Here is a 16,421-nt window from a genome sequence, read left to right as displayed (position 1 = left end):
ATTCATCTCTGAAATCACACGCGGAGGATGAACAAATCACACCACCGCGTCTACGCAGGCTGGAGTATTAAGAGAAAAGCATAAAACTCCCCTCGCCTGAGGTCTTTGACGCTGATAAATTTACATTTATCAATTCAAAGTCTGCCTAAGTCCGCAAGCAGTCCGAAAACGGTTTCTTCTTGCGTAAGTTTTAAAGCAGTGCTTTAAAACTTACTCAGGGCTTTAAAATTCTGTATAAGTTTAAAACTTATTTAGAAACGTTTGCTACATCAACGATCAGACCAGGACCCATAGTAGAGCTTAGAGTGATTTTTTGGATGTAAACACCTTTAGAAGTAGCAGGTTTTGCTTTCTTAAGGTCAGCTACAAGAGCTTCAACGTTTTGACGAACAGCTTCAGCAGAGAAACCTACTTGACCGATCGCAGCGTGGATAATACCTGCTTTGTCTACACGGTAACGCGCTTGACCAGCTTTTGCATTTTTAACTGCAGTCGCAACGTCAGGAGTTACAGTACCCACTTTAGGGTTTGGCATTAAGCCACGTGGACCAAGAATCGTACCCAGTTTACCAACAACGCGCATTGCATCAGGAGCAGCAATCACTACGTCGAAGTCAAGGTTTCCGCCTTGGATACTTTCAGCAAGATCGTCGAAACCAACAACGTCTGCACCAGCTTCTTTCGCAGCTTCGGCAGCAGCGCCTTGAGCAAATACAGCTACGCGTACAGTTTTACCAGTACCTGCAGGAAGAGTAGTCGCGCCACGAACAACCTGATCAGATTTACGAGGGTCAACACCCAGGTTTACAGCGATGTCCAAAGATTCTTTGAATTTCGCAGCTGGAAGGCTAGTAAGAACTTCTACAGCTTCTTCTAAAGTGTAAACTTTCTGTGCTTCTACAGCAGCAGCAATGGCTTTTTGACGTTTAGTTAACTTTGCCATGTCTTATAGCTCCACTTCCAAGCCCATAGAACGTGCAGAACCAGCGATGGTACGTACACGCGCGTCTAAATCAGCACCAGTTAAGTCTGGTTCTTTAGTAGTCGCGATTTCTTCCAATTGAGCACGAGTCAACTTACCAACTTTAGTTTTGTTAGGTACAGAAGAACCCTTTTGGATACCAGCAGCTTTCTTAAGAAGAACAGCAGCAGGTGGAGTTTTCATGATGAATGTGAACGACTTGTCGTTGTACACAGTGATCACGACTGGAATTGGCAGACCAGCTTCAACTTTTTGTGTAGCAGCATTGAATTCTTTACAGAATGCCATGATGTTAACACCACGTTGACCTAGTGCAGGACCAATCGGTGGAGATGGATTCGCTTTACCAGCTGGAACTTGCAGCTTGATATAGCCGTCAATCTTCTTAGCCATTTCAAATTACCTCTGGGTGCAAACGCCGCTAGGCTCCCCAATGATTTCAAGTAACGATACCGTTACAACAACAATGCCTGATTTGCACGCAAATCAGGCGTTTTCAACCCGAACAAATTAAACTGTTTTTTCGACTTGACGAAATTCCAGTTCAACCTGAGTTGGTCGGTTAAATACGTTAATGGTCAGCGTTAAGCGTGACTTGTCGTAAAGTACTTCTTCCACCACACCTTTAAAGTCAGTGAATGGACCGTCAATTACGAGTAATTCTTCGCCTGGTTCAAACATGGTCTTAGGACGCGGTGCTTCACCAGTATTGCGTACACGTGCAAGGATTGCATCAGCTTCTTTTTGCGTAATTGGAGCCGGTTTTTCAGCCGTACCACCAATAAAACCAAGCACTTTTGGACACTCTTTCACGATGTGCCAAGTGTCATCGTTCATTTCCATTTCGACTAATACATAGCCAGGAAAGAACTTACGCTCTGATTTACGCTTCTTACCATCCTTCATTTCTACCACTTCTTCGGTAGGAACAAGGACTTCACCAAAGCTATCGGCAACAGCGCTACGCTGGATTCGATCATTAAGCGAACGCATCACTTGTTTTTCATAACCTGAATAGGCATGAATAATGTACCAACGTTTCATAGCTCTCTTACCCGATAATAAACTTCATTAACCAGCCTAAAACATAGTCAAAGCACCATAGAACAATGGCTGCAATCACTACAACAGCAAGGACTTGCCAAGATGTGGTCATAGTCTCTTGTTTGGTAGGCCAGGTCACTCGACGTAACTCGATTCGTGCATCTTTAAGAAGACGAACAAAGCCTTTGCCTTGATGGGTGGCGTATAATAAACCGAATGCCACAACGATACAAGCCAAAATTACCCCAATGCGCACCCAAATATCATTCGCAGGCGCCCAGTATGCAGGTAAATATTGGTTTACCATCATAGCACCGACCAATAAAATCAAGGCGATAACCCATAGAACAATGTCTAATGGAGAACCAGAACTTACATCTACAGCAGGATTATTTCTTTGAGGAATTGCCGCTTCGCTTAATGCGTCGCGTGATTTATCATTCGACATTTTTGTACTCGTCGTAGGTTTCGCGACTTATTATATGACCAGTTTTGCCGACATCAAGCGTCTTTTGAAAAAAACTTGGCAGGCCAGGAGGGACTCGAACCCCCAACATTCGGTTTTGGAGACCGACGCTCTACCAATTGAACTACTGGCCTGTAGATAAACTGGAGCCGAAACTCCAGCTTATTTTCTATTCTATGATTATGCAGTTACTTTAGCAACTACACCAGCACCAACTGTACGACCACCTTCACGGATCGCAAAACGTAGACCTGGGTCCATTGCGATTGGGTGGATTAGTTCTACTGACATTTCTACGTTGTCACCAGGCATAACCATTTCAACGCCTTCTTTCAAAGAAATCGCGCCAGTTACGTCAGTTGTACGGAAGTAGAACTGTGGACGGTAACCGTTAAGGAATGGAGTGTGACGACCACCTTCGTCTTTAGAAAGTACGTATACTTCTGCATCGAATTTAGTGTGCGGTTTGATAGAACCTGGTTTAGCAAGTACTTGACCACGTTGTACGTCTTCACGTTTAGTACCACGAAGCAAGATACCACAGTTCTCACCAGCACGGCCTTCGTCAAGAAGTTTACGGAACATTTCAACGCCAGTTACAGTAGTCTTAACTGTGTCTTTGATACCCACGATTTCAACTTCTTCACCAACTTTGATGACACCAGTTTCAACACGGCCAGTTACAACTGTACCACGACCAGAAATTGAGAATACGTCTTCGATTGGCATCAAGAATGCTTGGTCGATTGCACGTTCTGGTTCTGGGATGTAAGAGTCAAGCGCTTCAACAAGTGCTACTACAGCTGGTTCGCCGTATTGACCTTGGTCACCGTTAAGAGCTGCAAGAGCAGAACCACGGATGATTGGAGTGTCATCACCTGGGAAGTCGTAAGTAGAAAGAAGTTCACGAACTTCCATTTCAACCAGTTCAAGAAGCTCTTCGTCGTCTACAAGGTCGCATTTGTTCAAGAATACAACGATGTAAGGTACACCTACCTGACGAGAAAGCAGGATGTGTTCACGAGTTTGTGGCATTGGACCGTCAGTCGCAGCACATACAAGGATCGCGCCGTCCATCTGAGCAGCACCAGTAATCATGTTTTTAACATAATCGGCGTGGCCCGGGCAGTCTACGTGAGCGTAGTGACGAGTTGGAGAATCGTATTCTACGTGTGAAGTATTAATTGTAATACCACGTGCTTTTTCTTCTGGTGCAGAGTCGATTGCAGCGTAGTCTTTCGCTTCACCACCGAATGTTTTAGCACATACAGTTGCAATCGCAGCTGTTAAAGTTGTTTTACCATGGTCAACGTGACCGATTGTGCCCACGTTAACGTGTGGCTTATTACGTTCAAACTTAGCCTTAGCCATGTTAATCTTCCTCGTTTACGTCGAACACAATTCTGAGTAAAACCCAGCTCCGACATATCGTTTAAAAAAAACCAAACACCAAATACTTGAAAAGCAGACTAAATAGCCTGCTTTTGAAATATTTTTGCAACCACGTTGCCAAACTGTAATCTGGAGCTCTTATCGAGATTTGAACTCGAGACCTCTCCCTTACCAAGGGAGTGCTCTACCACTGAGCTATAAGAGCAAATATTAGCACTTCAAACAATGGAGCGGGAGACGAGGATCGAACTCGCGACATGCAGCTTGGAAGGCTGCCGCTCTACCAACTGAGCTACTCCCGCACGATGTTGGTACTTACCACTTTGAAGTCTTAAAATTGGTGGTGAGGGAAGGATTCGAACCTTCGAAACTTTCGTAGCGGAGTTACAGTCCGCCCCCTTTGACCGCTCGGGAACCTCACCATTTTTACACTTACATCAGTGTCGTTCTTTACTTCGCACCCCAAACTCTCTAAGATGGTGCCGGCACACGGATTCGAACTGTGGACCTACTGATTACAAGTCAGTTGCTCTACCAACTGAGCTATGCCGGCGTTTCTTAGTGTTTCGTACGTTTCGTATCGGAACGGTGTGCAGTTTAGCAAAACTCAGAATCCATGCAAGTGTTTTTTTCAAAAAAAACGCCAAAAACTCACAAAATCAATCCGTTTGATGATAATTCAACCGCTTTGATCACTGCGCGAGCTTTTATTTGGGTTTCATTCCATTCTGACTCAGGATTTGAGTCCGCAACCAGCCCTGCTCCCGCCTGAACATAGACCTTATTTTCACGAATCACGCAGGTACGAATGGCAATCGACATGTCCATTTCACCATGCCAGCCTAAATAACCAACAGCGCCGCCAAAAATTCCGCGTTTTACTGGCTCAACTTCGTCAATAATTTCCATGGCACGAATTTTTGGCGCACCAGAAAGTGTTCCCGCAGGGAAAGTTGCCTTAAAAACATCCAGTGCATCGACATCATCCCGCACTTCACCTTGTACATTCGACACAATGTGCATCACATGCGAGTAACGTTCGATCACCATTTGATCAGTGACTTGCACTTTACCGATTTTGGATACTCGACCGACATCATTTCGGCCTAAGTCAATCAGCATTAAGTGCTCGGCAATTTCTTTTTCATCAGACAGTAAATCTTTTTCCAGTGCTAGATCTTCTTCCTTGGTCTTGCCACGTGGACGCGTACCCGCCAGTGGACGAACAGTCGCAATGCCATTTTCCAGACGAGAAAGAATTTCCGGTGAAGAACCCACAATATGGAACGGCGTATTATTTTCTAGGGTCTGCCCTTGCACGAGGAACAGGTAAGGTGATGGATTAAGATGACGTAATGCGCGATAGACCTGTAAAGGCTCACCATCGAAATCAGAAACCATACGATGACCCGGCACGACCTGCATCACATCTCCGGCACGAATGTACTCTTTTACCTTTTCAATAGAGGCAATAAAGTTGTCATGTCCAGTTAAAGACTCAAAGTGCGGTGCTGTATGTTTTTCTGCTTTCAGGCTCACTGGTGTTGCCAGAATATTTTCCAGCTCATCCAGCTGCTGCTGCGCTTTCTCATAAGCTGCCTGATCCGCTGCATCGGCATGGACAATCAGGAACAGGGTATCTTTCAGATTATCGAATACGATGACGGTTTTGGACAGCATCATCCAGATATCTGGCAAGCCTACCGGATCAGCTTCAGGCACATTTTTTAGCTTAGGTTCGATATAACGTACTGAGTCATAACCAAAGTAACCGACAAGACCACCGGTAAAGCTTGGTAAGGCTGGAAGTTCTGCCTGAGTCGGTACTTTAAACTGTGCCTGAAAGTCTCGGATATACTGGAATGGATCGGCACAGTGCTGTTTTTCAATAGAGCCATCTGGATGCTGAACAGTCAGTTCACCCGCATTACAGGAGAATACAGTCGATTCACCCAGACCGATAATTGAATAGCGCGCCCAGTTTTCTCCCCCTTCCACAGATTCGAACAGATAAGCCTGTTGGTGCTGTTTTAGACGGGCAAAGATAGATAAAGGAGTATCGGTATCAGCCAGACGCTGGCGGTATACAGGAATCAGGTTGTAGCCTTGAGATGCAAGTTGCTGGAATTGAGCTGAAGTTGTCATTCGGTTTTTCTCTTTAAATTGGGGTTACTCAGTATGAAAATGGAATTGAACTGAGCGACGCCATCGAAAAACCTTATAACTATTCATCTTATTTCCTTCGTACCCTATTTAAGCAAGCAACTCACGTAGATCATCGACAATTTCTTGAGGATCACAGTCTGCTATATTTTCACCATGATTATAGCCATAGCTGACTACAATACAATCTATACCCGCACGGCGTGCAGCTTCAATGTCATTGACCGAGTCTCCGATCATCAGTACCTGCTCTTTGGTCACGCCATAATACTCCACACAATGCAACAACTGACGCGGATCTGGCTTACGCTCGGCAAAGCGATCACCACCAATGGTGTCATCAAAGTATTTCGCCATTTCCAGAATATCCAGAATACTGCGTGCCGGTTCTTCTGGTTTATTGGTCACACAGATCAGTTTTTTGTCGTTAGCCTTACTCCATTCCAGAAACTCGATAATTCCGTCAAATGGCTTGGTATCCACACAAGGATCGGCATTATAAATTTCCAGGAATGTCGTAAGTAATTCCTGATGTTGGGCAGGTAATACCTCACCCACCAGATGCTGGAGTACGCTTTCACAGAACTTGGACGTTCCTTTACCAATCCAGACCCGTACCTGCTCCTCAGTGACCAGGGGTAGCTGCAAGACATTCAGGCTCATATTCATGGCCCGATACAGATCATGGGCTGAATCCACCAAGGTGCCATCCAGATCGAATAAAATCAGCTTACGTTGTTCCAGTTGTGCAATTGACATCCTGACCCTCATTTTCTTTATTTGCAGCCATAAAAAAGGCATGCGTGATGCATGCCTCGATTGTAACCAATCATGGGCTTATTTAAACAACACCCAAGCGATAATCGCCAAAATAATCAGAACGATTAGTGAAATCAGTCCAATAGATGCATTTTTCTGTGCTTCTTTTTCCTGCTCTACACGAGAAACAGGCTGTTCCACCGGAATTGGTGCGGGTTCTGGCTTAACCGAGCTCAGGTCTACCCCTTCAGCAATAGGCGCAGGTTTTGGAATACCAACATTGGTCGGCATACCATCACGGGTCAAGTTGACTGAAGCATCACGCTCTCTCAATTCTGGAATGCCCTGATCATTCATTTGCTGTGCAGGTGTAGGCTCAGCTACTTCAACCTGTTCCACGACTTTTTCTGCCGTTGCTTCAATTTCTGCTGGAACCTCGACTGCACCCACAGGCGCCAGTACTGAAAATTTCAAGCTGGCAAACTGAACAATGTCATCCTGCTTTAATAAGGTTTCCTGCGCAATCTGCACATCATTGACGAAAGTGCCATTCGATGAACCCAAATCCTGTACCCAGAGCGCATCATCCTTCAGTAAAAATGTCGCATGTTTACGGGAAATTTCCGCAGCCTGCAACACGATATCCGCAGCCTGATGACGCCCCACCAGCATGTCACGGTCAATGCTAATTTCCTGTCCTGTTAAGTCGCCTGTAATCGCGTGTATTTTCCAAGTCATGAAAGTTACTTCTCTGTTCTCTTTGACATTATCATAACATGCTGTCTGCAAATGCGAATGACCTAGCTTTTGGGTCTAAGTGTGGTTGTTGTAACGGTATTTTTACTTTTTTCCACCTGCTGGACGGGTTCTACCATTTGTCGCTGAATCACCGGCTCTATTGCTACTGGCGTGACGACTACATTGGCTGGTTGCGCCTGAACCGGTGCGGTCGGCACAGTTTGATAAGTCGAGTTTTGCAATGGCGTTCTGGATACCGGAATTCGCTGTTGATATACATCTTCAACACTTTCCGGTAACTTGGCAAAATTACCGTCTGAATCAAGTGCCAATTGCAGGCTATAGAGTTGACCATAGCGTTGTTGGGCCAGTTTACGCACTTCATTTTTATCACCCACAATTGTTGGATGAATGAATATTAACAAGTTACGTTTTTGATTAGATTTACCTTCAGCGCGGAATAAGCGTCCTATGCCTGGAATCGCTCCCAGACCTGGAACAGCTTGACGTCCATACGTAGTATTATCCGAGATTAAGCCACCGAGTACGACGGTTTGCCCATGTTCAGCCAGAATCGAAGTTTTAATTGCACGCTTGCTGGTCACCAAATCCTGCGCTTGTCCACGATCTCGATTGACCGCAGAGACTTCCTGTTCAACTTCCAGACGTACCGTACCATCTTCACCAATGTGCGGTACGACTTTTAAGGTCACCCCAACATCTTTACGCTCAATGGTGGTATAAGGATTAGCCACGCCTGAGCCACTGGTCGAAACCGAACCGGTCACAAAGGGCACATTCTCACCCACGACAATATAGGCTTCTTCATTATCCATGGTCACAATCGACGGCGTAGATAACAGGTTAGACTTAGTGGTTTCTTTTAAGGCCTGAATCATCGCACCATACAGGCGACGTGAACCATCACTGCCTTCCTGAAAATCTCCAATCACAATGGAACTACCCGCACCCACAGTACTTGCAGCACCTAAGCCACCACCTGCGAGATAGCCCGCCGCAATATTTCTCAGACTAGTACCAAACTTATCGAAGTTAATTAAGCCAATTCCGCTGCTGATATCCCCCAAAGCCCATTGCACACCTAGCTGGTCCGCATCTGTCCCTTCTACTTCAATAATTGCAGCTTCAATCAGAACCTGTTGACGGCGCACATCCAACTGATCAATCGCAGATTCAATTTCACGCATCAGTTGCGGGTCAGCCTTGACCACCAATGAATTTTGCGTGGCATCTGCAATGATGCTGACGCCATTGGCATTAAAGCTGCTGATCCCGCCTTGCTCGGTTTTCATGCCAGTATTGAGCTGAATATTGGATGCGGTTGAGCTGTTTGAGTTAGTAGTACTGTTGTTATTCAGGTTATTAGTCGGATTATACGAAGACGAGCTGGAAGAAGAATTATCCAAACCCGTATTGACTGCCTGCCCTGTCACTAACCCCTGCAAGATTTCCGAAAGATTCTTGGCGCTGGCATATTTTAAACGAAAGACTTTTAAGCCACCCAGACGGTCTGCTGCAGGCACATCCAGCGTTTCAATAATCTGACGAATGCGCTTGCGTGTTGCCGGATCACCCTTAATCAAAATCCGGTTGGTACGCACATCTGCCATGACCCGTACCCGTGAACCACGCAGATCTTTAGCTGCACCTGTCGCTGCCATTGAATCAATCAGCTCGATCATTTCTTCGGCCTGACTGGATTGCAGGCTAATGGCTTCAATATCATTCTGGCCCGTGCCATCCAGATTACGGATGATGGTTTCCAGCTGATAGATATTGGTCGCCCGGTCCGACACAATCAGTGCATTAGTGCCCGGAACGGCAGCCAAATGGGCAAACTGTGGCATCAACGGACGCAGGGCTGGAATCAGGTCATTCGGATTGGTATTTTCCAGCCAGATCACGCGAGTGACAATCTGGTCACCAGTCGCACGATGACGTGCATCATAGGGAATCCCGGAGCTTTTGACATTGCTGTCTGGAACCAGCTTGATGGTATTTCCTGAAGGAATGGCCACCACACCATTGACATTCAAGACCCCTAAAAACAGGTCATAGACTTCATTTTTATTCAGTGGCTTGTTGGAAATGACCGTGACATTGCCTCGAACCCGGGGATCTACCGCAAAATTTTTACCGGTAATATCCGCCACTTCATTAATGAATGCGGTTAAGTCTGCATCCCGGAGATTGATTTTCCAGGTTTGCGCATAACTTGCCGTACTGACCATAGCAACCAATGGTGCGGCCACACAGAATGCCCATGCTGATCGATTATTATTAAATAAAGCCATAAACTTTTGTGTTTCCTAACCCTATGCGTGATGACACATCACTTCAAATCCTGTTGTATGGTCATCACCTGATCACCACGTTTTATTTCGAGTTTGACCTGACCTTCACGTCGAGCCTGTTCCAGTAACTGTGCTTCGGTTTGTCCCTGCGACAGGGTCTGACCATTCAAAGACAAAATCCGGTCTCCCGGTCTTAATCCCAAGCGATTACGCAGTGCAGCCGGTGTTCGTGAAGTGACTTCATAACCACCATCTGCTGCACTTACCCCCATATTCTGTAAGTACTGGTCCTTATTTTCCTGCATCTGCTGGATGGCCCGATTGATTTCACTCTGTGGTGAAGGTTGTTCAGGCATACCACTTTCCGTATGCAGCGGAGGCATTGAATTTGAAGATGCTGCTGAGATATCCGGCACAATCGGCTGGTTTAAACCATTTTCCAGCCCTTTAAACAGGATTTCTTGGGTAGCACCGCTTGATTTACGCAAAATCACCCGGTCCCAATACACTTCAGCCAGCGTAAAACCGCTATTCCCCAATACCTCTCCGACCCGATAACGGTCAGACTGGTCATTAATTTTCAAGACTGCTGAAGAGTTATAGCTTGGGCTCGCCACCACAACCCCCTGCAAGACAATATTGGCAGTTTCAGCAGTGTTCGCTGCGTAAGTATTTTCCTGAAATAGTGAAAAGGCACTTATATTTGGCACTTGAGCCTGTTGTGACCCCAGTTCTACCTGATCAATCTGCATCGCTTGTGGCGGAGCCACCAGAAGCCAGAATAAGGCGGCCAATTTCCAGCATAAATACAGAATCAGCAGGAACAATAAAATCGGAGCAACACGCTCTGTCTGTTTCAGATCAATATTTTTAAAATAATCGAGTGGGCTTGCCATCAGTTGAAGCCCCCCATTAAAGGCTGACGGGTACTAATCACATAAGTATCCAGCCCAGCTTTACCGGTATAAGAAGGGGCATTAAGTAAAAAGCGCTGTGTCAGCTGAATATCCAGCATCAAGCTTGGATCCAGTTTAATATTCAACATACGTTGATCGCGATTGTCACGTACATCCAGCAGCAGCTGTCCATTCTCATCGGATAACTGACCACTCAGAACCGGTACATTCATACGCTCCTGACGCTGGGCAAACGTGTAAATCAGCTCACCACCGCTCCACTGCATCTGGCCATCTACATGGCTAAAGCCTTGCTCTTTTTTATATTTAAAATCGAGTTCTTTAAACTGAATCGGGTTGGTAGGCCATTGCCAGTCAGCAATCTTCTTTAAAGTTTCAGGTGCAAGCTGTCCCTCAAGGTTTTTGACGGTTAAAGTTTTATTCAGACCATAGCCCATTACACCCGAAAACTGGGTATTACCGCTATGCAGATCAATATTTGCCCCTAATCTCAGCAACAACAGGTCCAAAGGACGAACCTGCCAGTTCAGACTTCCCCGAAGATTACCTTTTTTCCAGTCCGCACTTCCCTGCCAGATATTCCCGCTTACATTATGTAAAACCTGATTATTTTTATAAAATTTTGAAATTAACCAAGCTGCAGGAACTTGCAGAATCACAAAGACAAAAAAGGCTAGAATTGCAAATATCAACCATTTTAATGTTTTCGGCTTATTGCTCATCCCGCCACGACCAACCTATCCAATCGAAACCCCTAAATTTATAGTTTTGTCATTTTATAATCACATTATGCACACTTTTTCTCTGACGCCAATTCATAGGCATAAAAAAACCAAGCAGGATGTGCTTGGCTGATCAATCACAGGCCGTATGCATAACAGCCTGATGATGAATAATGCGGCAGAAGGATTAGATCACGAAATCTTCCAGTTTTGCGCCTTTCTCTAATTCAGCAACTAACCAGCGTGGCTGTTTACCACGACCAGTCCATGTGTCTTCCGGATTGCTTTTACTGCGATAACGTGGCTCTACAGACTTACGTGCAGTTTTTTTACGTTTAGAAGCACCAAATTCAAGTAGCTGTTCAATCGTTAAGCCTACTTTGTCGGCAATATCCAATACCTGATGATAAGCATCTTCAATTTCCTGATCTTTTTTCAAAGCAATTAAAGACTCAGCTTCTGCTTGTAAACGTTTTAACTCTTCAACTGATAAATTTGTAATGTCTGGCATCATGTTCTCCAATAAATAGCATTATTTCTTTTAATAAATAACGAACCCATCATATTTATATTAAGTGTAATATTCAATATAAAATTTTAAATGTATAACAATAAACTTAAGGGCCATTACAAAATTAATCATTAAATTAGAGATGAAACTCAATATTAAATTTCATGTTGTACAGTTAATTCCAGCGATTTTATTTTTTCTCGAATATGTTCAGGTATTTCAGTTTTCTGCATATTTTTATTTAAACATACAATTACTGCTTCTGAAGTGGCTACGATACTTTGCTGCTGTTCACTCCATAATAAATAATGCATTCTGACTGCACTATTCCGAATTTCATCAATTCGTGCCGCCACTTTTAATTGATCTGGATAAACCACAGGTTTTAAATAACGGCATTGATTTGAAGCCACCACTGTTAAAATATCTTCATCAAAAATATTTAATTTACCCAAATAAGCCAAACGGGCACTTTCTATATAACGGTAATACATCGCATTATTAACATGCCCAAACGCATCCATGTCTCCCCATGCAACAGTTTGCGAATAAATCACCGGATATTGTTGTAATTCTGACATTATTTCCTCAAATTCTGATTTCGATAAAATTAACATTCGATTCAAATACGGCATTTAACTGCTGTATTAAATCATCTCTTCCCTGCAATACAGATTTAATTCTCAAATAGCTCATGCGGATGTCATCTGGATAGAGATCCAGCAATTGCTGGGCTTCTTCTACCCGGCCAGTTGCCTGTAGAATATGCCATTTGGCAAAACTTAATATTGGCAGTGCAGTATATTTTGCATCCCAAATTGAGATCTGCTGCTCAATATCTGCATAATCTGGAAACTGCTTTAATAACTGCTGCTGGAACCATAAATAAAATACATCCTGATTAAATTGGAGTTCCAGTAAATGTTTAGCAAGGCTTTCATGCTCAACACTCATTTCCGGCATTCTAAATAACAGTTTCAACCATAATAGCTTGACTTCATAGTCACGGTTAAATATGTCCTGTTTTAAATCCAGATAACGTTGTTTTAAATATTCCAAATCGTCTTCAGTAGCCTGGTCATAAGCTATTAATAATTGCTGCAGCCATATTTTTTTTACTTCTTGGTCTAAATGTCCATATTTGGTTGAACGTAAATATAACCAGGGAAACTGTAAGGCGAATTGCCCCCATAAAGCATTTAAACGCTGCTCATAAGCGGTTTTGACCCGTCTTAACCAAGGAGATAACTCATGCTGATTTAAAAATTCTAGGTGAGTTAATGCCTGCTGACCATCCTGCTGCGATAAATAGATTTCAATCCGCTGTAATTCTGCCAGTTCAAATGCCATGGGATTGGACTGATTTAAACTACTTAATGCTTCGCTATATTGTTGCTGTCCCCAGGATAATCGGGCATCAATAATATACTTGAGCAATCCCGACTGATTAAAAGACTGCTGGATAAAATCCCGTTGATCTTGTGCAGCATTTAATAACCAAACTACGGCTAACTGCTCATAAGGATGCAAGCGGGCAAAGCTGAATACCGTTTCATGTTTACGCTGTTTAAAGCTGAGATAACGCTTGGTCGCATACCACAGCATATGCATCAGAAAGCTGATTACGATAAGCAAGCCCACCAGGAACCAGAAAGTGGTCTGGATTTGTAGTCCGCGCCAATACAGATAGACATAGCCCGCACCATAACCATAGCTCAGTACGCTCAAGATCGCTAAGCCCAGCAAACCAACCAGTAAATAAGCAAGTAAAATCTGTTTCATAAGCAATTAACCGATCAGGGTACGCGTATTGAGCTGAGGAGTAGGCGTCTGAGGTGCTATCTTAATTTGCTCCAGTCGCTGAATCCATTGTTTGCTTTGCGCATCCGGAAGTTGAGCCAATACCTCGATCACACTTTTCAGGGCTTGCTGGAAAGCTACCTGCTGTCCTTGCTGCACACTATTTTCTGCAATCAGTAAACGCAGCTGAGCTTCTTTTAAGACCAGATTACGCTGCATTAAGACTGCACTCGGTTTCTCGACTGATTCAATCTGAATCCAGCGCTGCCAAAATGAGCTTTGGGCTGTAGCGCGGTGCTGATGCTGCACCTGGATTTCCTTTTCCATCTCAATATCAATCTGTTGCAGTAATTCTTTTAATTTATTCTGTTGTACTAAACGATTGTTGATGAACTGCTTAAGGACTTCCCGATCCTTGTCAATCGCCTGATTCAGGCTACCCAGAAGAGCAGGTGCCAGTTCTAGATGTTCAAGCTGATTGGATAATTGATTCAACTTTTCCATAGCCATTGCATATTGTTGCTGCTGCAAGGCAAACTCAACCAGATCCAGATATTGCTCGACCAAAGGCAGATCATCCTGCAAATCAGCCCTAGGAGTATCCTGAACTGTCCCCTTGTTCGGTGTTTCAGGGCTTAACGCTTGGCCCGTAGCAACCTGACGTTTTAAGGCCACCATCTGATCATTCAGATTGGCATTCTGCTGTTGCAGTTGCTTCAAATTCTGGGTCAATTCAGTCTGTGCTGAATTTAAGCCAAACAGGTCATAGCTCAGCTTGGCAATCCACGCCAAGCTCAAGATGAAAAAAACAATAAATAATTTTTTCATGCGTTTCCTAGTACATCAGTAGCTGCTGCAAAATCGTCGATCCGCTTAAGTCCTCTAACTGAGCGAATTGAAAACCAGCCTGATGTTGCTGTTGATATTCCCCAAGCATGGCAGCCAAACGCGGCCCCAAAACCAAATACAATGCCCGATTAATGAGATGCGGATACGGCTGCATCAAGGCTAGCCAGTTAAGCCAGCTCGCTTCACTGCTGACCAAGACTGCATAATGGGGATTAGCTTCAAGGCTCGTCAAATGTTTAGCTAATATCTCGGAAGTCACTGGCGGACACTGACGATCATATAAAATGAAATTCAATATATGAATTTGCTGATCCTTTAAATGCTGCATCATAAATTGACGCCCACCTTCACCTCGCCAAAAGGCGACAGTTGATCCGGTAGCTAACTGCTGTAGCACAGGCAATTGCAGCATCCCTTCCGAAGTCTCCACATCAGGCACATAACTCTGGATACCGTAGCTTGCTAAAGCCTGCTCGGTAGCTTTACCTACAGCGACCCACTGGATACTTCCAAGATCATGCAATGATAGACCTGCCTGCTGCAAATATTGCATGCCAATCTGGGCAGCGGTCGGACTCACTACGACAATCAGTTTTGCTTGGGGTAGCTGCCTAAATAAACTGGCCAGCTCATCCGTATAAGGCTGCTGTACCAGTTCTAGCAAGGGCAACTCTATCACCGGAATCTGCGCTGTCTGTAGGGCTTGCGTTAAATTTGCAGCACGATCACTCGGACGGGTATTAATGAACAACATTATTTTGAATAAAGGGCTTTCAATAACTCGCCTGCGCCCTGATCTAGCAAATCTTTGGCCAGTTGAACACCCAATTGTTCTGCATCTGCCATGGTTCCACTTTGCTGTGCGCGTAGCAAAGTTGCGCCATCTATACTACCGACCCGGCCTTCAATCGAAATGACACCTTCATTTAAAGTAGCATAGCCTGCGATTGGCACCTGACAGCCACCTTCCAGATAGGCATTAAAGGCACGTTCGGCACGGACACACGCATCAGTTTCTACATGTAATAGAGGCTGGATTAAATCTAATACCGCTTGATCTCCACTCCGGCATTCTAGGCCCAATGCACCCTGTCCTACTGCGGGTAAACTTACTTCAGGCACAATACTATGACGAATACGATCTGCAAGGCCCAAGCGTTTTAAACCGGCACTGGCCAGGATGATTGCATCATACTGACCTGCATCCAGTTTGGATAAGCGTGTACCCACATTACCGCGTAAATCGATAATCTCAAGGTCCGGACGCTGTTTTAAAATCTGGGTTTTACGGCGCAAGCTGGAAGTTCCGACTTTGGCACCTTGAGGCAATTCGTCAAAACTGGCATAAGTATTTGAGACGAAAGCATCCAGTGGATCTTCACGTTCACAGATGACTGCCAAAGATAAGCCTTCAGGCAAGGCCATCGGTACATCTTTCATTGAATGAACTGCCAGATCGGCACGACCATCTAGTAAGGCTGCTTCTAATTCTTTTACGAATAAGCCCTTACCACCAATTTTTGCCAATGGCGTATCAAGAATTTTATCGCCCTGTGTAACAAAAGTGACTAACTCGACCTGAAGTCCAGCATGCAAGTCCTGTAAGCGTGCACGGATATGTTCAGCCTGCCAGAGCGCAAGCGGACTTTGTCGAGTAGCAATTTTTAGGGTCTTCATAAATTTCAATAAACAGTCAATGAGAACAATAGTCTAAACTTAACCTGCTCACTTGAAAATGCAAGCGAATTTATGCAAGTTTCAAT

Annotated in this window: 17 protein-coding genes and 5 tRNA genes; all 22 read right to left on the bottom strand. The window is 44.5% G+C overall.

The features are described 5' to 3' along the window. Window positions 1-247: 247 nt before the first annotated feature. Complete coding sequence (rplA, locus tag AC4MBN_RS01125; protein WP_004781669.1) at window positions 248-943, bottom strand: 50S ribosomal protein L1; 696 nt, start codon at window positions 941-943, stop codon at window positions 248-250. Window positions 944-946: 3 nt separating this feature from the next. Beyond that, window positions 947-1,375 (bottom strand): 50S ribosomal protein L11, encoded by a 429-nt coding sequence (rplK, locus tag AC4MBN_RS01120; RefSeq protein WP_004781668.1) that lies wholly within the window; start codon window positions 1,373-1,375, stop codon window positions 947-949. A gap of 117 nt (window positions 1,376-1,492) precedes the next feature. After that, window positions 1,493-2,026 carry a transcription termination/antitermination protein NusG gene (gene nusG, locus AC4MBN_RS01115; RefSeq protein WP_005232530.1) on the bottom strand — a complete coding sequence of 178 codons (534 nt, stop codon included), beginning with the start codon at window positions 2,024-2,026 and terminating at the stop codon, window positions 1,493-1,495. 7 nt (window positions 2,027-2,033) lie between these two features. After that, window positions 2,034-2,474, bottom strand: a complete 441-nt coding sequence (secE, locus tag AC4MBN_RS01110) for a preprotein translocase subunit SecE (RefSeq protein ID WP_491880510.1) — start codon at window positions 2,472-2,474, stop codon at window positions 2,034-2,036. A 76-nt stretch (window positions 2,475-2,550) separates the two neighbouring features. Further along, window positions 2,551-2,626 (bottom strand) — tRNA-Trp (locus AC4MBN_RS01105). A 46-nt stretch (window positions 2,627-2,672) separates the two neighbouring features. After that, window positions 2,673-3,863 carry an elongation factor Tu gene (tuf, locus tag AC4MBN_RS01100; protein WP_491876263.1) on the bottom strand — a complete coding sequence of 397 codons (1,191 nt, stop codon included), beginning with the start codon at window positions 3,861-3,863 and terminating at the stop codon, window positions 2,673-2,675. 151 nt (window positions 3,864-4,014) lie between these two features. Next, window positions 4,015-4,089, bottom strand: a tRNA-Thr gene (locus AC4MBN_RS01095). Window positions 4,090-4,110: 21 nt separating this feature from the next. Next, window positions 4,111-4,186: transfer RNA gene (locus tag AC4MBN_RS01090), tRNA-Gly, on the bottom strand. 36 nt (window positions 4,187-4,222) lie between these two features. Beyond that, window positions 4,223-4,306: transfer RNA gene (locus AC4MBN_RS01085), tRNA-Tyr, on the bottom strand. A 55-nt stretch (window positions 4,307-4,361) separates the two neighbouring features. Further along, window positions 4,362-4,437: transfer RNA gene (locus tag AC4MBN_RS01080), tRNA-Thr, on the bottom strand. A gap of 98 nt (window positions 4,438-4,535) precedes the next feature. Continuing rightward, on the bottom strand, window positions 4,536-6,029 hold the full coding sequence (gene trpE, locus AC4MBN_RS01075) for an anthranilate synthase component I (protein WP_179991966.1): 1,494 nt from the start codon (window positions 6,027-6,029) through the stop codon (window positions 4,536-4,538). Between the two features lie 108 nt (window positions 6,030-6,137). Next, entirely contained in the window at window positions 6,138-6,806 is a 669-nt protein-coding gene (gph, locus tag AC4MBN_RS01070) for a phosphoglycolate phosphatase (RefSeq protein WP_491880509.1), read from the bottom strand. A 78-nt stretch (window positions 6,807-6,884) separates the two neighbouring features. Continuing rightward, entirely contained in the window at window positions 6,885-7,544 is a 660-nt protein-coding gene (locus AC4MBN_RS01065; RefSeq protein ID WP_419365821.1) for an FHA domain-containing protein, read from the bottom strand. Window positions 7,545-7,606: 62 nt separating this feature from the next. Further along, window positions 7,607-9,859: a type II secretion system secretin GspD gene (gspD, locus tag AC4MBN_RS01060; protein ID WP_419365820.1), complete on the bottom strand. Its 2,253-nt coding sequence runs from the start codon at window positions 9,857-9,859 to the stop codon at window positions 7,607-7,609. Window positions 9,860-9,897: 38 nt separating this feature from the next. After that, entirely contained in the window at window positions 9,898-10,755 is an 858-nt protein-coding gene (locus AC4MBN_RS01055) for a type II secretion system protein N (protein ID WP_491876266.1), read from the bottom strand. Next, window positions 10,755-11,498: a type II secretion system protein N gene (gene gspN, locus AC4MBN_RS01050; RefSeq protein WP_004781653.1), complete on the bottom strand. Its 744-nt coding sequence runs from the start codon at window positions 11,496-11,498 to the stop codon at window positions 10,755-10,757. Before gspN ends, AC4MBN_RS01055 begins: the two co-directional genes overlap by 1 nt. Before the next feature lie 187 nt (window positions 11,499-11,685). Beyond that, window positions 11,686-12,012: an H-NS histone family protein gene (locus AC4MBN_RS01045; RefSeq protein ID WP_079281036.1), complete on the bottom strand. Its 327-nt coding sequence runs from the start codon at window positions 12,010-12,012 to the stop codon at window positions 11,686-11,688. Between the two features lie 152 nt (window positions 12,013-12,164). Then, on the bottom strand, window positions 12,165-12,590 hold the full coding sequence (locus AC4MBN_RS01040) for an acyl-CoA thioesterase (protein WP_004781650.1): 426 nt from the start codon (window positions 12,588-12,590) through the stop codon (window positions 12,165-12,167). A 7-nt stretch (window positions 12,591-12,597) separates the two neighbouring features. Next, the gene (locus tag AC4MBN_RS01035) at window positions 12,598-13,791 is read right to left on the bottom strand and encodes a heme biosynthesis protein HemY (protein ID WP_491880508.1); all 1,194 of its coding nucleotides are present in this window, start codon (window positions 13,789-13,791) and stop codon (window positions 12,598-12,600) included. A gap of 6 nt (window positions 13,792-13,797) precedes the next feature. Further along, a complete protein-coding gene (locus AC4MBN_RS01030) occupies window positions 13,798-14,637 on the bottom strand; it encodes a hypothetical protein (protein ID WP_004781647.1) in 840 nt (279 codons plus the stop codon). A gap of 7 nt (window positions 14,638-14,644) precedes the next feature. Then, window positions 14,645-15,412 (bottom strand): uroporphyrinogen-III synthase, encoded by a 768-nt coding sequence (locus AC4MBN_RS01025; RefSeq protein WP_419375178.1) that lies wholly within the window; start codon window positions 15,410-15,412, stop codon window positions 14,645-14,647. Then, window positions 15,412-16,335, bottom strand: coding sequence for a hydroxymethylbilane synthase (gene hemC / locus AC4MBN_RS01020; protein ID WP_419365815.1), 924 nt, complete (start codon window positions 16,333-16,335; stop codon window positions 15,412-15,414). The genes AC4MBN_RS01025 and hemC overlap by 1 nt, the downstream gene beginning before the upstream one ends. Window positions 16,336-16,421 lie beyond the last annotated feature (86 nt).

This window comes from Acinetobacter sp. CAU_H_60 (assembly GCF_058599385.1).
The sequence above is the reverse complement of the archived record's forward strand: the minus strand, read 5'-3'. Positions and strand labels throughout refer to the sequence as shown.